Annotated in this window: 16 protein-coding genes and 1 pseudogene; 16 read left to right on the top strand and 1 reads right to left on the bottom strand. The window is 73.1% G+C overall.

Annotated elements, in window-relative coordinates; all coding sequences use genetic code 11:
* Positions 1-53 precede the first annotated feature (53 nt).
* From AB0917_RS05375 to AB0917_RS05360, 4 genes are all read left to right on the top strand, one after another.
* Positions 54-680 (top strand): SDR family oxidoreductase, encoded by a 627-nt coding sequence (locus AB0917_RS05375; RefSeq protein WP_366818127.1) that lies wholly within the window; start codon positions 54-56, stop codon positions 678-680.
* A gap of 189 nt (positions 681-869) precedes the next feature.
* A complete protein-coding gene (locus tag AB0917_RS05370; RefSeq protein ID WP_366818126.1) occupies positions 870-2,237 on the top strand; it encodes an MFS transporter in 1,368 nt (455 codons plus the stop codon).
* Between the two features lie 441 nt (positions 2,238-2,678).
* On the top strand, positions 2,679-3,860 hold the full coding sequence (locus tag AB0917_RS05365; RefSeq protein WP_366818125.1) for a transposase: 1,182 nt from the start codon (positions 2,679-2,681) through the stop codon (positions 3,858-3,860).
* Between the two features lie 49 nt (positions 3,861-3,909).
* Complete coding sequence (locus AB0917_RS05360; protein ID WP_366818124.1) at positions 3,910-4,599, top strand: response regulator transcription factor; 690 nt, start codon at positions 3,910-3,912, stop codon at positions 4,597-4,599.
* 172 nt (positions 4,600-4,771) lie between these two features.
* Here AB0917_RS05360 and AB0917_RS05355 read toward each other — a convergent pair whose 3' ends face one another.
* Entirely contained in the window at positions 4,772-5,530 is a 759-nt protein-coding gene (locus AB0917_RS05355) for an arylmalonate decarboxylase (RefSeq protein ID WP_366818123.1), read from the bottom strand.
* A 246-nt stretch (positions 5,531-5,776) separates the two neighbouring features.
* Here AB0917_RS05355 and AB0917_RS05350 point away from each other — a divergent pair, with 246 nt between their 5' ends.
* From AB0917_RS05350 to AB0917_RS05295, 12 genes and pseudogenes are all read left to right on the top strand, one after another.
* On the top strand, positions 5,777-6,931 hold the full coding sequence (locus tag AB0917_RS05350; protein ID WP_366818122.1) for a LeuA family protein: 1,155 nt from the start codon (positions 5,777-5,779) through the stop codon (positions 6,929-6,931).
* A 302-nt stretch (positions 6,932-7,233) separates the two neighbouring features.
* Positions 7,234-7,422, top strand: a complete 189-nt coding sequence (locus AB0917_RS05345; RefSeq protein ID WP_018489663.1) for a hypothetical protein — start codon at positions 7,234-7,236, stop codon at positions 7,420-7,422.
* Position 7,423: 1 nt separating this feature from the next.
* Positions 7,424-8,278 carry a RimK family alpha-L-glutamate ligase gene (locus tag AB0917_RS05340; RefSeq protein WP_366818121.1) on the top strand — a complete coding sequence of 285 codons (855 nt, stop codon included), beginning with the start codon at positions 7,424-7,426 and terminating at the stop codon, positions 8,276-8,278.
* The gene (gene argC, locus AB0917_RS05335; RefSeq protein ID WP_366818120.1) at positions 8,275-9,330 is read left to right on the top strand and encodes an N-acetyl-gamma-glutamyl-phosphate reductase; all 1,056 of its coding nucleotides are present in this window, start codon (positions 8,275-8,277) and stop codon (positions 9,328-9,330) included. Before AB0917_RS05340 ends, argC begins: the two co-directional genes overlap by 4 nt.
* Positions 9,327-10,166 (top strand): acetylglutamate kinase, encoded by an 840-nt coding sequence (locus tag AB0917_RS05330; RefSeq protein WP_366818119.1) that lies wholly within the window; start codon positions 9,327-9,329, stop codon positions 10,164-10,166. The genes argC and AB0917_RS05330 overlap by 4 nt, the downstream gene beginning before the upstream one ends.
* Positions 10,163-10,726, top strand: a complete 564-nt coding sequence (locus AB0917_RS05325) for a gamma-glutamyl-gamma-aminobutyrate hydrolase family protein (protein ID WP_366818118.1) — start codon at positions 10,163-10,165, stop codon at positions 10,724-10,726. The genes AB0917_RS05330 and AB0917_RS05325 overlap by 4 nt, the downstream gene beginning before the upstream one ends.
* A 51-nt stretch (positions 10,727-10,777) precedes the next feature.
* A complete protein-coding gene (locus AB0917_RS05320) occupies positions 10,778-11,908 on the top strand; it encodes a Glu/Leu/Phe/Val dehydrogenase dimerization domain-containing protein (RefSeq protein WP_366818117.1) in 1,131 nt (376 codons plus the stop codon).
* 575 nt (positions 11,909-12,483) lie between these two features.
* Positions 12,484-14,316 (top strand): annotated as a pseudogene (locus AB0917_RS05315) (AMP-binding protein); the annotation flags it as partial.
* A gap of 139 nt (positions 14,317-14,455) precedes the next feature.
* Positions 14,456-15,844, top strand: coding sequence for a pyridoxal phosphate-dependent aminotransferase (locus AB0917_RS05310; protein WP_366818116.1), 1,389 nt, complete (start codon positions 14,456-14,458; stop codon positions 15,842-15,844).
* 106 nt (positions 15,845-15,950) lie between these two features.
* Complete coding sequence (locus AB0917_RS05305) at positions 15,951-16,925, top strand: fumarylacetoacetate (FAA) hydrolase (RefSeq protein WP_366818115.1); 975 nt, start codon at positions 15,951-15,953, stop codon at positions 16,923-16,925.
* A 124-nt stretch (positions 16,926-17,049) separates the two neighbouring features.
* Positions 17,050-18,441 (top strand): NtaA/DmoA family FMN-dependent monooxygenase, encoded by a 1,392-nt coding sequence (locus AB0917_RS05300; RefSeq protein WP_366818114.1) that lies wholly within the window; start codon positions 17,050-17,052, stop codon positions 18,439-18,441.
* The gene (locus AB0917_RS05295; RefSeq protein ID WP_366818113.1) at positions 18,438-19,880 is read left to right on the top strand and encodes an LLM class flavin-dependent oxidoreductase; all 1,443 of its coding nucleotides are present in this window, start codon (positions 18,438-18,440) and stop codon (positions 19,878-19,880) included. Before AB0917_RS05300 ends, AB0917_RS05295 begins: the two co-directional genes overlap by 4 nt.
* Positions 19,881-19,980: the final 100 nt, after the last annotated feature.

Here is a 19,980-nt window from a genome sequence, read left to right as displayed (position 1 = left end):
AGTGCTCGGGCGCAGAGTCGCCCTACGGGTGGCACCTGGAGGGAGCGGCAACCATGACCAAGTACGCGCGGAGAAAGGCCCTGGTCGTCGGCGCGGCCACCGGTATCGGCCTGGCCATCGCCAAGCGGCTCGTGGAGGGCGGGGCGAGCGTCGTGCTGACCGCCCGCACCGACGCCGAGCGCACCCACGCGGTCGCCGAACTCGGCTCCGCCGCGCACGTCGTCGGCCCGTCCGACGTTGCGTCCGCCCTCGCCCCCCGGAGCGCCACCGGCTCCGGGCAGGAGGGAGCGCCGCGCCCCGGGCACGCGGGCGCGGCGGGCGACTGGCACGAAGTCGCGCCGGACTCCGGCGTCGATCTCCTCTTCGCCGACGCCATCCCCACCGCGCGCCCCCTGCTGCCGTACGTCAAGGACGGCGGCGCGATCGTGCTCACCGCCTCCACCCCGTGCCCCGACGCCGTGCAGGCGCTCGCCGCCGAACTCGCCTTCCGGGGCGTCCGCGTCAACGCGGTGGCCCCGGGCTGTATCGAGGCGCCGGGCTCCGGCGCCGTACCCCTGCCGCCGCTGGGGCGCCTCGGCGCCGCCGAGGAGGTGGCCCGCGCCGCGCTCTTCCTGGCCACGGAGGCGACGTTCACCACGGGGGCCCGGCTCCCCGTCGACGGCGGCCTCGGCCACCCGTGAACCGGCCCCCGCGACCCCGGCCCCGGCGCCCCGCCGCACCCCGCGCCCCCGCACGTCGCCGTCCCCACCCCCGCACCCAACACCTCACCGCCCCCACGCCCCGCGCCCCACACCTCACCCACCCCCCGTACCCCACACCTCACCGTCCCCGCACCCGTACCTCCCATCCGGAAACCTGGAGCACACCCCATGAGCACCGCACCCGACACGGCGCCCGCCGCCGCTGCGGCACCGGACCCGAAGGGCGGGGGCGAGGACCAGCAGAAGCTTCCGCTCTTCGCCCTGCTGGCCCTCGCCACCGCCGTCTTCATCACCTGCCTCACCGAGACCCTCCCCGCCGGCCTGCTGCCCGCGATGAGCGAGGACCTGCGGGTGAGCCAGTCCGCGACCGGCCAGACGGTCACGGTCTACGCGATCGGCACCGCCCTGACCGCGATCCCGCTCACCGCGGCCACCGCCGGCTGGCAGCGCAAGAGGCTGCTGCTCACCGCCATGGCCGGGTTCGCCCTCGCCAACACCGTGACCGCCCTGTCGTCCGTCTACGAGCTGACGATGGTGGCGCGGTTCGTCGCCGGTGTCGCGGCCGGTCTCGCCTGGGCCCTGCTCGCCGGGTACGCCCGCCGGCTGGCCCCCGTACACCTCCAGGGCAAGGCGATGGCCATCGCCATGGCCGGTATCCCCGTCGCGCTCTCCCTCGGCGTGCCCGCCGGTACGTTCCTGGGCGACTGGCTCGGCTGGCGCGTGGCGTTCCTGTCGATGACCGTGCTCACCGTCGTACTCCTGGTGTGGATCTTCGCGGGCGTACCGGACTTCCCCGGCCAGGAGCGCGGCGAGCGGCCGAAGCTGCTGCGGACCCTGACCATCCCGGGGGTCTCCCCGGTCCTCTTCGTCACGCTGGTCTTCGTGCTGGCGCACACCATCCTGTACGCGTACATCGCCACGTACCTCAAGGACCTGGGCATGGGCGGCTCCACCGGCCTGATCCTGCTCGTCTTCGGCGGCGCCTCGCTGGCGAGCATCTGGATCGTCGGCGCGCAGATCAACCGCCGGCTGCGCGGCCTCACCGTCGGTGGCGCGCTGCTGGTCGCCGTCGCCTCCCTGATCCTGGCCGTCCTCTCCGACATCACCGCCCTCGTCTATGTCGCCGCGGTGCTGTGGGGGCTGGGCTGGGGCGGCGTACCCACCCTGTTGCAGACCGCCGTCGGTGACGCGGGCGGCGAGTCGGCCGACGCGGCGCAGGCGATGCTCGTCACGCTCTGGAACGTCGCGATGGCGGGTGGCGGCATCGTCGGCGGCATCCTGCTCGACACCCTCGGCAGCGAGTCCTTCCCCTGGACGGTCCTGCTGCTCCTGCTGCCGGTCATCGCGGTCGTGCTCTACGCCCGCCAGGCGGGCTTCCCCGCCCGGCGACCGGTGCCCGCGTCCGAGGAGGCAGCGGATGGGGAGGCAACGGCTGGGGAGGCAACGGCTGGGGAGGCAACGGCTGGGGAGGCAACGGCTGGGAAGGCAACGGCTGGAGAGGCAACGGTCGAGGAGGCTTCGGCCCCGGCGACCTGACGCGCCGGGCCCCTCCCTCACCGGATCCCTGCCCCACCGGATCCACTCCCCTACCGGATCCCTCCCCCGCCGGATCCGCGCCGACCGACCGCCGGAGGGCATGCCTCCCCGTCCTCCGGCGGTCGTCCTCCGTATACGGTCCCCGTCACCGGGACACGGTCTCCGAACTCCGTGCATCCCACCGTGCCGGTGCCATGTTCATGATTTGTTGACACTTCAGCAAGCGATTCCAGCCACGGCTACACCACTGGTAGATCCGGGTTCCCCCGGTGCGCACCCACCCCGCCCAGGGGCGTTTTCGCAGGTCAGCCCGCGAACTCGCAAAATAGGCGGCCGACCCGGGCAAACTCCGTTCCGGACGGTACTTTCACCCCGTACTGATGTGCCATGTATCCACTCGGGTGCCGGTGGTGACGAGTATCGAGGGGGGCGGAGCGTTACATGTCGTCAAGTGAGGTACGCGCGGCGGTGCCGGGCGACGGCGCGGACATGCACACGTTCATGGACGAGGTCTTCCGGGCGTTCCAGCGGCCGGAACAGCGTCGTTGGGCCCAGACGTATCTGTGGGCCCTGATCCATGTATCGGGCAAGAAGACGCCCCGCCGCATGGCACTGGCGAAGCCCTTACCCCCGGCCGCGGCACACGGTCTCCACCAGTTCATCAACGCCAGCCCCTGGGAATGGGCCCCGGTACGCCGCCGGCTGGCCCGGCGGGTCGCCGCGCGGACCACACCGCACGCCTGGACCGTGGCCGAACTCATCATCCCCAAGCGCGGCGAGCACTCGGTGGGCGTGCACCGGCGCGTCGACCCCGCCACCGGACGCACCGTCAACTGCCAGCGCGCGCTGGTCCTCTTCCTCGCCTCGGACACCCAGTGCTATCCGGTGGACTGGAGCCTCGTGCTCGGCGGGGCGTGGGACTCGGACCGGGAGCGCAGGCGCCGTGCGCGCATCCCCGGGTCGGAGGCCGGGCGCACCCCCGCCGACCATGTCGTCGGGTACGCCACCGAGGCGGCCGCGCACCCCCGCCTCTCCCGGCTGCCCTGGGTGCTGGACCTGACCCGGTGCGACGAAGCGGCGGGGGTCCTCGCGGGCCTCGCCCGGCAGCGGGCAGACGTGGTGTGCGAGGTCTCCCCGGACCACCTGGTGCTGCTCACCGGACAGCACACGCCCGTCGTGACCACGGTGAGCGCGCTCATGGAGGTGCGGCACGCCCGGCAGACCCACGTCCTGCTCCGGCAGACGCCCGACGGCGGCGTCCGGGCCGTACCGGTCCACACGTACGCGGGCACGGTGGCGGCGCCGCGCCCCGGCCCCGGCGCCGACCTGGGCGCACGCCCGTACCGCATCCTGGAACGGCCCGACCCGGACGGCCGCCGGCCCGCCCGGTACTGGCTCACCACCCTCACCGACCGGCGGGTGGAGGAGATCCTGCGCCTCGCGCGCAGCCACGCCGCGGCCCTCGCGGCCGTGACCACGCTCGGCCGGCGCTTCGGCGTCCTCGACTTCGAGGGCCGCTCCTTCCCCGGCTGGCACCACCACATGACCATGGCCTCGGCCGCCTACGTCTACCAGCGCCTGCCCGCCGCCCCGCCCGCCGTGCTCGCCGGCGCCCTCAACTGACGTGAAGCCGCTCCCGACCGACGTGAAGCCGAGGAGAGAGGGTGGGCACGTGAGACAGGTACTCGTGGTGGAGCAGGACACCTCCGCCGCAGCCGCCATGGTGAGCGACCTGCGGCGGCAGGGATTCACCGCCCGCAGCGTCTCCACCGGAGAGCGGGCGCTGCGGGTGTACGGCGACGCGGATCTGGTGCTGTTCTCCGTGGAGCTGCCCGATATCGACGGACTGGAATTGTGCCGGTCCCTCCGCAGCGGAGGGGATACGGCCCTGATAGCGGTCACCGATGCCGACGCCGAACTGGAACGCGTCCTCGTCCTGAAGGCGGGCGCGGACGACTGTGTGGTGAAAACCTGGGGATTCCGGGAAGTCGGGGCCCGTATCGAGGCGGTACTGCGCCGCGCCCAGCCCCGGCAGGTCCTTCCGGCCACCATTTCCCTGCGCGATCTGCATATCGATCCGCGTCGGCAGGAAGTGCGGCTGGGGGGCCGGCTCATCGGTGTCACGTCGAAGGAATTCGAGCTGCTCTACACCCTGGCCGCCACCCCGGAAACGGTCGTGACGCGCAAAGAGCTGATGGCCCGGGTCTGGGGCAGCAACTGGGGGCACACCAGCCGCACGATCGACACGCACGTGAGCAGCCTGCGGGCGAAACTCGGCTCCGGCGGCTGGATCATCACGGTGCGGGGCGTCGGCTACCGCATGGGGTACGCCTGGCAGCTACCGCAGACGTCCGCCGGCTGACCCCGCCGACGGCCGGGGGCCGAGGCGCGGCCCCGGGGCCGTGACGGAGGCTCGGCCCCGGACCCGTGATCGAGGCGCAGCCCCAGGCCCGCGACCAAGGCACGGCCCCGGGGCCATGACCAAGGCGCGGCCCCGGACCCATGACCAAGGCGCGCCCCCGGGCCCGTGGCCGTCAGACCGCCTTGCCCTCCAGCCGCCGCAGCAGCGGGTGGTTCGCCTCCCACTTCTCCCCCACCGCCCGCCGCGCCCACCAGGCCGACGCCAGGTTCGAGGTCAGCAGCGTGCGGTGCGGCTCGCTCCGGGCCAGCTCGGTCAGGGCGGCGAGTGTGCCCATGCCCGTACCGGTGAAGAGCAGGGCCGTGTCGGCGGGCAGCTCCCGTTCCCGTATCCGCCGCAGGATCGTCCCCGTCGTCACCTCGTACGGGTCGAAGTGCGCCTCCCCACACGGCTCCGAGGCCTCCGCCGCCGGGACGAGCACCACCCCGTCGACCGTGAGACCCGCCTGCTCCCAGAAGGCGCGGGAGGTGTCGGTGAGCCACGGCTGGTAGGGGGAGACGAGCGTCAGGCGGCTCACGCCGAGCGCCTCGCAGGCGGCGAGGATCGCCTGCGTGGAGGAGTGCACGGGGGAGCCGGCGCGCTCGGACAGCTCGGCGCAGAAGGCCCGGTCGCCTTCCGGTCCCAGCAGGTAGTGGGACGCGCTGCACGCCACCACGGTGGCGTCCAGGCGCAGCGCGCCGAAGCTCCCGAGCAAGGCGGGAAGCACCTCGTTGTACGTCTCCAGCATGGCCTTGAGCCCGGACCCCGGAGTCACCGGGAAGCGGGAGGTGTACACGTTCATCCCGGCGCCGAGCAGCTGGTTGAACTCAGGTTCCGCCGTGGGGTTCTCCGGCGGGACGACGACCCCCAGTCGGGGCAGTGAGAAGAGATCCATGGACGCACATTAGGAGGCGCGTCGCATCAACGGGTCGCCTTCGTCCGCTATTTGGCACGCCCGCACACCGTTCTTGCACTCCTTTTCCCTATGGATATTCCCTGACACTCCTTGACATCCCTTGACACTCCGCAACACAGCCCTGACACGGCAGACATTGCTGTTTTCGGCCAGGCGCCGAAGGATATGGGTCAGCGAATACAGCCCGGATCGCAGACCCCTTTCGCGGAAAGAGGAGCAAAGGAAATGGCAGCCGAAGGACCCGAGGAACTGGAGAGGCCGCCCCGTATATCGGACGCGACGCTGCGGGACTCCGCGCACATGGCGGGCGTCGAATTCTGCCCCGCGGACGCCACCGCCATCGCGGACCTGCTGGTGCGTACGGGGGTCGAGCTCGTCGAGGTGGGCATGGTCTCCGGACCGGACTCCAAGGACGCCGACCTCGTCCTCGCCACCCACGAGGCGATCACCCCCGAGCGCAGCATGACGCTCGTCGTCGTACGCGACCGCCGCCAGGTCGCCCGCGCGCTGGACGAGGCCGAGCGCCTGGGCGTACGGCACATCATGTACTCCATCCCCACCTCCGAGCAGCACGCGCGGCTGAAGCTCGACTCGGCGAGCCCCAAGTTCCTCCAGGCGCTGGCGCGTTCGGCCATCACGCAGGCCAAGGAGCGCGGCTTCCACGTCACGTTCAGCGGTGAGGACGGCGCCCGTACGCCCAGGGAACGGCTCGTCCCCTATGTGGAGGCGGGGTTCGCGGCGGGGGCCGACCGGTTCCGGCTCGCGGAGACCGTCGCGTACCTCTCGCCCTGGCAGATGGAGGAGGTTATCGCGGACATCACCGCGATCGACGGCTCCGAGATCGAGATCCACTCGCACAACATGCTGGGCATGGCCGTCGCCAACTCCCTGGCCGCCGTGCGGGCGGGCGCCCAGTGGATCTCCGCGACCGTCGGCGGCATCGGTGAGCGCGGCGGCAACGCCCCGCTGGCCGAGCTGCTCACCTCGCTGCGCGTCATCCACGGCGACACCCGCTTCGACCTCGGCCACCTCACCGAGCTGTCCCGGCTCGCCCTGCGGGGCGCCGGCCTCGGGGACGCGTTCCAGTCCGGGCCGACCACCCCGCACGCGTTCGCGTACGAGCTGCCGGGCCAGCTCAGCCACCCGCACGCCTACGAGACCCTGCCCGCCGAACTAGTCGGCAACAGCCGGGAGTTGCGCGTCCGCAGCCGACTGACCCCGGCCCTGGTCCGCTGGGCCCTGGCCGATTCGGGCCTGGAGGTCGACGTCGACGCCTTCACCCCGTGGCTGGCCGAGCGGCAGGAGCGGGACGGCCGCCCGCTGCTGGACCGGGACACCATCCGCAAGGCCGCCATCGACTTCCGGCCGGTGCCCGCGTAGCCCGTCCGGCCGACGACCGGTTGCCGCCGGATGACCGCGCGACCTGCCCCGGCGGGCGATCAGCTTCCGTCGGGCGCGCCCCGGCCTGCGATCAGCTTCCGGCGCAGGCCCGCGCGACCCGCCTCGGCCACAGACCGGCTCCGGCCACCGACCGGCCACCGCCGGATGACCGCGCGGCCTGCCCCCTGCCCCCGGACTCCGGCCCCCGGACTCCGACCTCCGACCCCCGGACTCCGAGCGGATTCCGCCCCGCGCACCCACGCAATCCACCTCAAACCGCTTACCCACGTACGGAGTTGATCATGTCCACCGCCACCACCCTGACCGGCGTATGCCCCGAGTGCGAGACCGACCTGACCGTCCCCCCGGTCACCCTGGGCGAGACCCTCTCCTGCCCCGAGTGCATCCTGACCCTCCGCGTCGAGGCCGTCGAGAACGGCCGGCTGACGCTGGAGATGGTCGAGGTGCAGCTGCGCGACTGGGGCCAGTGACATGGGCGCTCCCCGCCCCGTCGGCCTCGTCGCGGACCGGATCGCCTGGGAGGAACGCCTGCTCATCAAGGCGGCCCCGGCCTTCGGCCTCCGTATCGACTGGGTCAACGACGAGTCCCTCTCCCTGGGCCACCCGGACGCCCCGGCGATCAAGGGGTACGACACCCTCCTCGTCCGCAGCCGCAGCTACACCCGCGGCGGGCTGATCGCCTCCCTGGCCGAGGCGGCCGGCGTCCCCACGCTGAACACCTCCCGGGCCATCCACGCCTGCGAGAACAAGGCCGCCCTGCGCGCCCTGCTCCAGACCGCGGGCGTGCCAGTCCCCGACCACCGGCTCGTGCTCTCCCGCAAGGACTTCGACAAGGCGCTCGCGGACCTGCCGCTGCCCCTCGTCCTCAAGCCCGTCTTCGGCGGCATGGGCAAGCGGGTCACGCTGATCCGGCACGCCGACACCGCGCACTCCGTGTACGACTACATCGAGGATCTGGCCCACGCCTTCGAGCAGGCCAGCGTGGTGGAGCCGTACCTCGGCGGCAGCTCGGTGCGGTGCCTGGTCGTGGGGCGGGAGCTGATCGGCGCGGCGGAGTTCGAGAGCGGCGGCAGCGACTGGCGCAACAACGCGGCCCTCGGCAACAAGAACCGCGCCGTCGCCCACGACCCCGACGTCCTGAAGATCGTCGACGGTGTGGTGGATGTGCTCGGGCCCGGGATCTACGGGGTCGACCTCTTCGCCACCCCCGACGGCCACGTCGTCAACGAGGTCAACCACGCCCCCGGCTTCCGGGCCGTGGCCTCGGCCACCGGAGCGGACATCCCCTCGGCCATCGGCCGATATGTGCAGGAGCTACTCGCATGATCCGTGCAGGAGTCGTCGGCGCCTCCGGGCTCGCCGGCGGCGAACTCATCCGCCTCATCACCCAGCACCCCGACTTGGAGCTGACCTTCCTCGGCGGCTCCTCCAACATCGGCCGCCGCCCCTCCGAGCTCCACCCGGGGCTCCGCATCGACCAGGGCCTGACCGTGCAGCCGGTCACCGAGGACGTCGTGGACAAGGTCGACGTCCTCTTCCTGGCCACCCCGGCGCCGGTCTCGGCCGAGCTGTCCTCGCTGCTCGCCGACCGCGTCCCGGCGATCGTCGACCTCAGCGGCGCCTTCCGCATCCGTACGCCGGAGCTGCACGACCGCTGGTACCCGAAGGTCAAGCGGCGCACCGACCTGGCGGACCGCTTCGTCTACGGCGTACCGGAGTTGATCGGCGACCAGTTGACGGACGCCGCGCTGATCTCGCTGCCCGGCTGCTACGCCACCGCGATCACCCTGGGCCTGGCCCCGCTCACCCTCGGCCTCGGGCTCGATCTGAAGACGGTGGTGGTGGACGGCAAGAGCGGGTCCAGCGGCGGCGGTGTCCAGCTGCGCACCTCCGACCTGCACCCGTTCCGGGCCGGCGCCATCGCCCCGTACTCCCCGACCGGGCACCGGCACGCCGCCGAGGTCGGCGACTTCCTGGAGCGGAGCAAGCCCGGCACCATCGGGAACCTGTCCATGTCGGCGTACGGCGTCCCCACCGTACGCGGGCTGCTGACCAGTTCGTACGTGTTCACCGACGAGAAGGTGGACCAGCGGGAGCTGAACCGGGCCTACCTGCGCTTCTACAAGGGGCGCCCGTTCGTCCGGGTACGGCGGCACAACGAAACGTTGATCCCCGTTCCGGACCCGCAGGTGGTGCTCGGCTCCAACTACGCCGATGTCACCGTCCTGTTGGACGAGGAGGGCGGCCGGATCGTCGTGCTCGCCGCGCTCGACAACCTGGTCAAGGGGGCTGCGGGCCAGGCCGTGCAGGTGACCAACCTGCGGTTCGGCCTGGCGGAGGAGACGGGGCTGACGCAGCAGCCGGTGATGCCGGCATGAGCGCGGACCCTGCCACGAACCCCACCGTGGTGAAGCTCGGCGGCAGCTGCCTGGACGGTCTCGACGGCACGTGGTGGGACGACCTGGCCCGCCACGGCCAGGACCACCCCCTGGTCCTCGTACACGGCTGGTCCAAGCCGCTCAAGAAGCTCCACGCCCGCTACAGCGAGCCGTCGGCGATCCTGCGCGACCGGTACGGCAACCAGAGCCGGTGGACCACGCCCGAGGTCATCGACGACATCAGGACCGTCAGCGCCGAGCTGGCCCAGGACGTCCTCGCGCGGCTGGAGAGCCGTGGCATCACCGCCGAGCGGCTGCTCGGCAGCGACGGGCTGGTCGGCGCGGGCGAGGGTGAGCGGTGGTGGTGGCGGGAGAAGCAGCTCGTCGAGCTGGAGAACCTCGTCGGACCGATCACCGGGGTCGACCCGGCCCCGCTCGAGAACCTCCGGCCGGGCCACGCCTACCTGATCACCCCGCTCGCCCGGAACGCGGCGGGCCAGGAGGTCAACACCGACGCCGACCGGGCCGCCGCCGCCATCGCCGGGGCCACCGGCGCCTCCGACCTGGTCCTGGTCACCGATGTCGGCCACCTGCTGATCGACGACCGGCCGGTACGCCGGATCAGCGCCGAGGACGCCGCCGCCTTCCGCGACAAGGGCGCCAAGGGCGGCATGCGCAAGAAGCTGCGGGCCGCGGGCGAGGCCCTGGAAGCCGGCGTCGAGCGGGTCGTCATCGGCAGCGCGGCCGTCACAGAGCTGCTGAACGGCTCCACCGGCACGCTCATCACCGATGCCCGCACCCCGGCCGCCGCCGATACAGCAGGAGCGAACGCATGACCCGGTCCCGTGTGCTGGTCGTCAACAACGGAACGCTCTCCCTCAGACAACTCCGCGCCCGCTTCGAGGAGTTGGGCTCGGATACCGAGACGGTCGACGCCGCGTCCGTCCCCGCCCGGGTGGACGGCCGCTACCAGGCGATCGTGCTGAGCGGCACCAAGGTGCGCGCGTACGACAGCGCGTTCTACAAGCCCCTGATCGACCTGGTCACGACAGCGGACGTGCCGGTCTTCGGCATCTGCGGCGGCATGCAGATCCTCGCCGTCGCGGCCGACGGGCGACTCGCCGAGGGGCCGCAGCGGGTCGGCGGCTACGAGGTGCGGGTCGACACGGAGGAACCGCTCTTCACCTACGTGAAGCCCACGGTCACCGTCTTCCACCGGCACACCCTCTACCTCCAGGAGGCCCCGGCGGGCTACCGCTCGATCGGCCGCTCCGAGCACGCGCCCGTGGAGTTCCTGCGCTCGGACGACGGCCGCATCCACGGCGCCCAGGCCCACCTGGAGTTCCGCAAAGACGGCCTGGAGATCCTGCGGGGCTTCGCGCAGCTCTACCAGTGACCTAGTCCCCCCCTCACCACCGACTCCTTCGTACAGAACAAGGACTTCGCCATGAGTGCTCTGGAAGAACCGCAGGACCCCGCCCTCACCGTCCACCTCAACGGCAGCGGCGGCGCCATCAAGGGATGGGTGGTCATCGACACCCTCGTCGACGGCCTGGCGATGGGCGGAACCCGGATGACCACCGGGGTCACCGAGGAGGAAGTCGCGGGCCTGGCCCGGGACATGACCGAGAAGTTCACCCTGGCGGGGCTGCGCATCGGCGGCGCCAAGGCCGGGATCGTCGCCGACGCCACGAACTCTGAGGGCGCCGGCCGCGAGGAGACCTTCCGCACCTTCGGCCGCACGGTGAAGCCGCTCCTGCACGGCGGCATCCACCTCGGCATCGACATGGGCGTCACCCCCGCCGACCGGGCCGTCTTCTTCGAGGAGGCTACGTACGACCCCCGCTACCGGCTCGGCGCCCCCGACATGCCGATCGACTGGCGTACGTACTACGAGCCCCTGATCGACGCCACCGGCCACGGCGTCGGGGTCGCCGCGGTCACCGCCCTGGAGGCGAGCGGCCGCACCGAGCCCGCCCGGGTCGTGGTGCAGGGGTTCGGAGCGGTGGGCCGGGCGGTGGCGCGGTTCCTGGAGGACCGCGGGCACATCGTCGTGGGCATCGCGGACGTCCGGGGCACGATCAGTGCGGAGCGGCTGCCGGTGGCCGAACTCGTGGCCATCACCGACGGGTTCGGGGCCATCGACCGGACCCGGCTGCCGCAGGACGTCAAGCTCTCCGCCGAGCCGGACGCCTGGCTCGACGTGGACGCGGACATCCTGATCCTGGCGGCCCAGAAGTACGCGATCAACGCCGAGAACGCCCACCGCCTGCGGGCCGGCCTGGTGGTCGAGGGCGCCAACCTCGCCTCCAGCGCCGCGGCGAAGGAGAAGGTGGCCGCCTCGGGGGCCGCCCTGGTCCCGGGCGTGATCGCCAACATCGGCGGCGCGGCCTCGGCGGCCCTGGCCGTCACCCGGGTCGTCCCGTTCGACCTGGAGGCCGAGGCGCGCAAGGCGTGGGTCTTCGACTGGGTCGGTGACCGGGTCCGGCGGAACACCCGCGACCTGCTGGAGATCGCGGCCTCCCGGGCGGGCAACCCCCTGCCCGAGCTGCTCGCGGCCCGCCGGAAGGAGCGCTGATGAGCACGGCGGCGAAGGGGGCGGGGGCGGCCCCGGCGGTCGGGGGGCGGTCGGGCACTGGTGGGGCGGCGGTCGCGGGGCGGTCGGCTGCTGGTGGGGCGGCGGTCGGGGAGCGGTCGGGCACTGGTGGGGCGGCGGTCACCGGGCAGCCGAACCGTGGTGGGGTGGCGGTCGGGGAGCAGCCGACCCCTGGTGGAACGGCCGCCGCCGGACAGCCGACCCGTGGTGGGGCGACGGTCCCGGAGCAGCCGAACCGTGGCGGGGTGACGGTCAGGGAGCAGACGCCCCCTGGTGGAACGGCCGCCACCGGACAGCCGAACCGTGGTGGGGTGGCGGTCGGGGAGCAGACGACCCCTGACGGAGAGGCCGCCACCGAACAGCCGACCCCTGGCGGAGTGGCGGTCGCGAGGCAGCCGACCCCTGGCGGGGCGACCGTCGTAGAGCAGCCGACCCCTGACGGAGAGGCCGCCAGCGGACAGCCGACCCCTGGCGGGGCGACGGTCGCGGAGCAGACGACCTCTGGTGGAACGGCCGTCACCGAGCAGCCGACCGGACCCGATGAACAGCGCGCCGGTGAACAGCGCGCCGCCGAGTACCTCCGCCGTGGCTGGTGGCGGGACGGGACCTTCCTCGACGACCTGCACCGCCAGGCCCGGGAGCACCCGCGCCGGCTGGCCATCGCGGGCCGGCGCGTCGCGGAGTCCCGTACCGACACGCTCGACTACGCCGAACTGAACCGTCTGACCGACCGGTTCGCCCTGGCCCTGCTCGACCTGGGCGTTCGGCCGGGCGACTTCGTCGCCGTACAGCTGCCCAACCGGTGGGAGATGGTGCCGCTGATCTTCGCCTCCATCCGGGTCGGCGCGGTCATCATCCCGATCTCGCCCATCTGCACGGAGGAGGAGCTGCGCCACCGCCTCGGCCTCACCGGGGCCCGGGTGTGCATCACCCTCCCGGAGTGGTCGGGCACCCCGCTGGCGGAGATCGCCACCCGCCTGAAGGGTGAACTTCCGGCGTTGAAGCAGGTGTTGGTGGTGGACGGGCCGCTGCCTCAGGGCGCGCTCCCGTTCCACCAGCACTTCGTGGCCGAGGAGCGGGAGGAGCTGGAGGGCGCCGCCGCCCGGCTGGACGGTCTGGCGCTCGGCGCGGACGACCCGTTCGTGGTGCTGTTCACCTCCGGCACCACCGGCCTGTCCAAGGGGGTCCTGCACAGCCAGAACACGGTCCACTCGGCGGTACGCGGGTACGTCGACGCGTTCGGAGCGGGCGCCGCCGACGGGGACAGGGACCGGGACAGGGACCGGGGCGGGGACGGGGGCGGGGACACCGAGGGTGGCGGCTGGGTGGCGGCGGTCTCCACGCCGCTGGTCCACTACTCGGGGTTCGCGCAGGGTGTGCTGGCCGGGGTCATGCTGGGCGGGACCGTCGCCTTCCAGGACGTACGCCGCAACGAGGCGCTGCTCGACCTGGTGGAGCGGTACGGCGCGACCCTGCTCTACGGGCCGCCCGCCACCCTCGCCGATGTGGCTGCCTCCCAGCGGGCCGAGCGGCGGGACACCAGCACGCTGCGGCATGTGGTGATCGGCTCGGCGCCGGTCCTGAAGGAGCTGGCCGACGAGGTCCACGAGACGCTGGGCGCCCGCGCCCACTCGCTGTGGGGCATGTCGGAGAACGGCCCCGTGACCACCACCCGGCCCGAGGACCCCGAGGGCTGGTCGGCGCGGAGCAACGGCCGCGCGATCGATGCGATGGAGACCCGGATCGAGACGTCGGGGGCGTACGGGGCGTCGGTGGCCGAGGGCGCTGTCGGGAAGCTGAAGGTGCGCGGCGCGTCGCTCGCGCTCGGGTACCACAAGCGCCCCGAGGCGTTCGCGGCCGAGCTGGACGGGGACGGCTGGTTCGACACCGGCGACCTCGCCCGCGACGACGGCCGGGGCGGCATCCGCATCATCGGCCGGGCCCGGGACGCGGTCCTGCGGGACGGGCGGGTGGCGCCGATGACGGAGCTGGAGGCGGTGATCGGCAGCCACCCGAAGGCGGTCGAGGCCGCGCTGGTGGGCCTGGAGCTTTCGGGCGTCGGCCAGGAGTCATCAGGCGTCGGCCAGGAGCCACCGGGCGCTGGCCTGGAGCCACCGGGCGCCGGCCCGAAGTCATCGAACGTCGGCCAGGAGCCACCGGAAGGCTTTACGGGAGACGGGCCCGGCAACGTGATCGTCGCCGTCGTGGTCCCCCGCGGCGGCCAGGGCCCGACGCTGGAGGAGGTCCGGGCCCGGGTCACGGAGGCGGGCCACGACGCCCGCTTCCTGCCCGACCGGGTGGAGCACGTCCCCGCCCTCCCGAAGACGCTGACCGGCAAGGTCCGCAAGGCCGAGCTGCGCGAGCGGTACACCACGGGCACCCGCACCTGACCCCCGTACACCCCACGCACCTCACACACGCCACCCACCTCGCACCGCATCCCACCGCACCGCACCACATCTCACCGCGCCGCACCCACACGTCACGCCCCGCACCCCGCACCCCACACCGAGCGCTGGAGCTGTTGTCATGTCCGACCCCACCCCGGTCCCGCCGGTCTCCGCACCGGCCCCCGCACCGGCCCCCATGTCGGCGACCCCCTCACCGGTCTCCATGTCGGCGACCCTCGCCGCCGACGAGGCCCTGGCCCGCCGGCGCCGGGCCGGGGAGCGGGTCCTGTCGATGGCGAGCGGGGAGATCGGCCTGCCCGTCCTCCCGGCGCTCAGGGACCGGCTCGCGGCGGCGGCCGGCGAGAACGCGTACGGCTCCGTCGCCGGAAGCCCCGCCCTGCGGACCGCCGTCGCCGGGTACTGGGAGCGGCGCGGCCTGGCCGTCGACCCGGGTCTCGTCGTGGCGGGCCCCGGCAGCAAGTCGCTGCTCTTCGCCCTGCTCCTGGCCATCGGCGGGGACGTGGTCGTGCCGGTGCCGAGCTGGGTGAGTTACGCCGCCCAGGCCCGGCTGGCCGGGGCGCGGCCCATCCCCGTACCCATCCTGCCGGGGCAGGGCGGGGTGCCCGACCCGGACCGGCTGCGTGAGGCGGTCGCCGACGCGCGGGCCGCCGGACAGCACCCGCGCGCGGTGGTCGTGACCGTACCGGACAACCCGACCGGCACGGTCGCCTCGGCCGCCACCGTACGGCGGCTTGCGCAGGCGGCCCGCGAACTGGACCTCGTCATCGTCTCCGACGAGATCTACCGCGACCTGGTCCACGACACCTCCGACCCGGCCGTCTCCCCGGCCCTGCACGCCCCCGAGCGGACCGTCGTCACCACCGGGCTCACCAAGAACCTGGCGCTCGGCGGCTGGCGCACGGGCGTGGCCCGGCTGCCCGACAGCGAACCGGGGCGCGCCCTGCACACCCGGCTCGTCGCGGTCGCGAGCCAGATCTGGTCGAGCCCGCCCGCGCCGGTGCAGACGGCGGCCGCGTACGCCTTCGGGGAGCCGCCGGAGGTCGTCGAGCGCGTCGCGGCGAGCCGGCGGCTGCACGGGACGGTGGTGCGCGCGGTCGCCGCCCGCTTCACCGCCGTGGGTGCGCTCCTGGCCCCCGTCGCGGCGACCTGCTACCTCTACCCGGACTTCGAGCCCCTGCGCGAGCACCTGGCGGGCGCACACGACGTGCACGGCGGGGACGGTCTGGCCGCGCTGCTCTCCGAGCGGTACGGGATCGGCGTCCTGCCCGCGAGCGCGTTCGGGGAGCCCGTCCGCCCGCTGCGCATCCGCGCGGTGACCAGCCGCTTCTACGGCGAGACCGACGAGCGACGCACGGCGGCCCTGGAGGCGGCGGACCCCCTGGCCCTGCCGTGGATACGGGCATCGGTCGACCGGGTCGGCGAGGTCCTGGCCGACCTCACAGGGGTGGAGGTACCCGCTCTCACCCCCGCGCCTCCACCCCCACTGACCACCTCTGACCACCCCTGACCACCCCTGACCACCCCTGACACCCCCGACACCTCTGACGCCCCCAACTCACCTACTCACCTACTCACGCACGCACACACACGCATACGCACTGAAGGAGTCACCGATGCCCCACTCCCACCTCCCCGTCCTCTTCGAGGCCCTGTACGACGGCGCACGTCACGTCGGCTTCGGCCGCCCCGAGGACGGCACGCGGCAGACCCTGTACCGGGTGGAGGACGGCCAGGTCGCCGCCGCCTTCATCGCCACCGACGGCTCGGAGGAGGCCCTGCGGTCGGCCCTCACCGGGGGTGCGCCGACCGTCGTGGTCACGGCCGGGGACCCGGAACTGCGCCTGCTGCCGCCCCTGCTGCCGCAGGCCACGGGCAACGCCCTGCTGAGTGGTTTCATGGGCACGCACAAGAAGAAGTGGGGCGGCGAAACCGCCCCGGAGGACGGCGAGTTCACCCCGCCCAAGTGGTTCTTCAAGGGGTTCGGGGAGTGGGCGAAGCTGCCCGGCGAGGAGCTGGTCGTCCCGGCCCGTCCGGTCGCCCTCATCGAGGAGCCGGAGGTCGCCCTCGTCTACGTCAACGACGCCGACGGCACCCCCCACTACGCCGGCTACACCTTCGGCAACGACCTGTGCGACATCGGCCTGCACCGCCAGGACCCGGGCTACAACCCGTACTGCAAGCTGTGCGACACCGCCCTCACCCCGTGGCTCTTCCTCGGCCCGCCGCCGCGCACGGTGACCGGCCGGGTCACCATCGTCCGGGACGGCGCGACGGCGTGGGAGGGCCCGTTCGACTGCGGTGACGACGCCCTCTACTACCGGGTGCAGGACATGGCGGACCACCTGTTCACCTTCCCGGCGGTGCGACGGCCCGGACTGGTCAACTACGTGCTCCTGGGCGCCGACGAGGCGAGCTTCCACGACGGGTTCAGGATCGCCGACGGCGACCGTATCGCCATCGACGTGAAGAGCCACGGGGTCGCCTTCGAGAACCAGGTGCGGTACCTCTCCCCGGCCCCGTCCACCACGCCGGCCGCCGCCCCGGCGCCCGGGGCGACCGAAGCCCCTACGTCTGCCGCCACGGCATGAACACCTCGTGAAGTAGGGCCGGTTGACCTGTGCAGATGCCATCCGGCACAGGCACGCTCTCAAAGCCACCCCCCACTCCCACACCACCGTCCCGCCGCCGGACTTCGCAGGAGGAGACCGCACCGTGCCCGCCACCACCAAGAAACAGGTGCATCTCGCAGCCCAGCTGCCCGGCATCCACAATGTGACCGTCTGGTCGGACCCGCGCTCCGAGAGCCAGATATCCATCGACTCCTTCATCCGGCTCGCGCAGACCATCGAACGCGGCAAGTTCGACTTCTTCTTCCTTGCCGAAGGGCTGCGGCTGCGCGAGCACAAGGGGCAGGTCTACGACCTGGACATCGCGGGACGCCCGGAGAACCTGACCGTGCTCAGCGCCCTGGCCGCCGTCACCACGCGCCTGGGCCTCGCCGCCACGGTCAACGCCACCTTCAACGAGCCGTACGAGGTGGCGCGCCGGTTCGCCACCCTGGACCGGCTCAGCGGCGGGCGGGCCGCCTGGAACGTGGTCACCAGCTACGACGCGTTCACCGGCGAGAACTTCCGCCGGGGCGGCTTCCTCCCGGAGGCCGACCGCTACACCCGGGCCGCCGAATTCCTCACCACAGTGCGGGAGTTGTGGGACAGCTGGTCGGACGGCGACCTGAAGGCCGACGCGGCGACGGGGGAGTTCATCGCCCCCGGGGCCGGCCGCTTCGCCCACCAGGGGCAGCACTTCGACATCTCCGGCCGGTTCACCACCCCGCCCGGACCGCAGGGCCACCCGGTGATCATCCAGTCCGGCGAGTCCGACGCGGGGCGGGAGTTCGCCGCGTCCGACGCCGAGGTCATCTTCAGCAAGCACAACCGGATCGACGTGGCCCGGGACTTCTACCGGGACGTCAAGCGGCGCCTGGCCACGTACGGCCGGAGCCCCGACGACCTGCTGATCCTCCCCACCGCCAACGCGGTCGTCGCGGACACCGACGAGGAGGCCGCCGCGTACGCGGAGGAGATCAGCCGCGAGCTGGTCAGCCCGCAGACCGCGATCGCCCACCTGGAGGCGGTCTGGGGCCGCGACCTGTCCGCGTACGACCCGGACGGGCCGCTCCCCGACATCGAGCCCGAGGACGACGCCCACTTCCTGAAGGGGCACTCCGTCTTCCGCAAGGGCCGGGCGGAGACGGCCCGGCAGTGGCGCAAGCTCGCCGAGGAGCGGAACTTCTCCATCCGTGAGCTGGTCATCGAGGTCGGCGGACGCCAGACGTTCGTCGGCAGCCCGCAGACGGTCGCCGACGCCATCGACGACTACGTGCAGAGCGAGGGCGCCGACGGATTCGTCCTCGTCCCCCACCTCACCCCGGGTGGCCTGGACGACTTCGTGGACCGGGTGGTGCCGATCCTCCAGGAGAAGGGCGTCCACCGCGACGACTACACCGGCTCCACGCTCCGGGACCACCTGGGCCTGTCCGACGCCCCCCGCCCGGCCGGGTGGGGCGGACCGACCGTGCGCCATGAGAAGGAGACCTCCGCATGACCGGCACGAACGGCGCCACGAACGGCACGACGGACGCCACGACCGGCGCGTCGGGCCCGCCGGGCGCGACGGGCGCGACGGGCACGACGGGCACGACGGGCGCCACCGACCCGACAAGCACCCCAACGGGCATCCCGACAGGCACCCCGACCGCCACCCCCGAGACATCGGCCGCCCCCGACACATGGGCCACCCCCGGCACATGGGCCGCCCCCGACACCTCCGCCGCCACCGGTGCCCCTCTGCACCTGGCCGTCGCGCTCGACGGCGCGGGCTGGCACCCGGCGGCCTGGCGGGAGGAGGGCGCCCGGCCCGGTGAGCTGCTCGACGCCGCGTACTGGGCCGACCTGGTCGCCGAGGCCGAGCGGGGCCTGCTCGACTTCGTCACGTTCGAGGACGCCCTCGGCCTCCAGTCCGCCGCCTTCCACCTGCCCGACGACCGCACCGACCAGGTCAGGGGCAGCATCGACGCCGTCCTGCTCGCCTCCCACCTCGCCCCCCTCACCACGCACATCGGCCTGGTCCCGACCACCAACGTCACCCACACCGAACCGTTCCACCTCGCCATCGGCATCGCCACGCTCGACCACGCGAGCAAGGGCCGGGCCGGCTGGCGCCCGCAGATCTCGTCCCGCGCGGCCGACGCCGCCCACTTCGGCCGCCGCACCACACCCCAGCTCACCGAGAACGACGTGACCGACTCGGAGCTGATCTCCCAGCCGCTGCGCGCCCTCTTCGCGGAAGGCGCCGAAGTGGTGGAGGCGGCACGGCAGCTCTGGGACAGCTGGGAGGACGACGCCGAGATACGGGACGCGGCGACGGGCCGCTTCCTCGACCGCGACAAGGTCCACCACATCGACTTCCAGGGCTCGAACTTCAGCGTCAAGGGCCCGTCGATCACCCCGCGCACCCCCCAGGGCCAGCCGCTGGTGGTGAGCCTCGCGCACGCCACCACGCCGTACGAGTTCGCCGCCCTCAGCTCCGACGTCGTCGCCATCACCCCGCACGACCGGGCGGGCACGGCGGCGATCCTCGCCCAGGTCGCGGAGGCTGTGAACCGCACCGGCCGGGACGTGAGCGACCGGCCCCTGCGCACCTTCGCGGACCTCGTCGTCCTCCTGGACGACGAACCGGGCGCCGCGGCCCGTCGCAAGGCCCGCCTGGACGAGGTGGCCGGAGCCGCACTCGCCTCCGACGCCGAGATCTTCACCGGCACACCCGCCGAACTGGCCGACCTGCTGCTCGACTGGCACTCCACCGGCCTGGACGGCTTCCGCCTCCGTCCGGCCACCCTGCCGCACGACCTCACGGCGATCACCCGGGGCCTGGTCCCGGAGTTGCAGCGGCGCGGGGTGTTCCGTACGGAGTACGCGTCCACCACCCTGCGCGGCCACTTGGGCCTGGCCCGCCCCGCCAGCCGGTACGCGAAGGCGGGTTGACGCGTGGCGACCGGAGTGGCCCGGGGGGCCGGGGGCCTGGGCCCCCGGACCGGAAGGGTGGACACCGCCCCGCCCCCCGGGCCGGGCCCCCCCCGCCACA

This window comes from Streptomyces sp. NPDC007346, from assembly GCF_040703535.1.
Lineage (GTDB): Bacteria > Actinomycetota > Actinomycetes > Streptomycetales > Streptomycetaceae > Streptomyces.
Note: the sequence above shows the minus strand (reverse complement) of the source record. Positions and strands in the feature narration are given on the sequence as shown.

Bases quoted from the DNA above. Each gene is read 5' to 3' on its own strand.
- AB0917_RS05375 (WP_366818127.1), top strand. From the start codon at position 54: ATGACCAAGTACGCGCGGAGAAAGGCCCTGGTCGTCGGCGCGGCCACC.
- AB0917_RS05370 (WP_366818126.1), top strand. From the start codon at position 870: ATGAGCACCGCACCCGACACGGCGCCCGCCGCCGCTGCGGCACCGGAC.
- AB0917_RS05365 (WP_366818125.1), top strand. From the start codon at position 2,679: ATGTCGTCAAGTGAGGTACGCGCGGCGGTGCCGGGCGACGGCGCGGAC.
- AB0917_RS05355 (WP_366818123.1), bottom strand. From the start codon at position 5,530: ATGGATCTCTTCTCACTGCCCCGACTGGGGGTCGTCGTCCCGCCGGAG.
- AB0917_RS05350 (WP_366818122.1), top strand. From the start codon at position 5,777: ATGGCAGCCGAAGGACCCGAGGAACTGGAGAGGCCGCCCCGTATATCG.
- AB0917_RS05345 (WP_018489663.1), top strand. From the start codon at position 7,234: ATGTCCACCGCCACCACCCTGACCGGCGTATGCCCCGAGTGCGAGACC.
- AB0917_RS05340 (WP_366818121.1), top strand. From the start codon at position 7,424: ATGGGCGCTCCCCGCCCCGTCGGCCTCGTCGCGGACCGGATCGCCTGG.
- argC (WP_366818120.1), top strand. From the start codon at position 8,275: ATGATCCGTGCAGGAGTCGTCGGCGCCTCCGGGCTCGCCGGCGGCGAA.
- AB0917_RS05330 (WP_366818119.1), top strand. From the start codon at position 9,327: ATGAGCGCGGACCCTGCCACGAACCCCACCGTGGTGAAGCTCGGCGGC.
- AB0917_RS05325 (WP_366818118.1), top strand. From the start codon at position 10,163: ATGACCCGGTCCCGTGTGCTGGTCGTCAACAACGGAACGCTCTCCCTC.
- AB0917_RS05320 (WP_366818117.1), top strand. From the start codon at position 10,778: ATGAGTGCTCTGGAAGAACCGCAGGACCCCGCCCTCACCGTCCACCTC.
- AB0917_RS05310 (WP_366818116.1), top strand. From the start codon at position 14,456: ATGTCCGACCCCACCCCGGTCCCGCCGGTCTCCGCACCGGCCCCCGCA.
- AB0917_RS05305 (WP_366818115.1), top strand. From the start codon at position 15,951: ATGCCCCACTCCCACCTCCCCGTCCTCTTCGAGGCCCTGTACGACGGC.
- AB0917_RS05295 (WP_366818113.1), top strand. From the start codon at position 18,438: ATGACCGGCACGAACGGCGCCACGAACGGCACGACGGACGCCACGACC.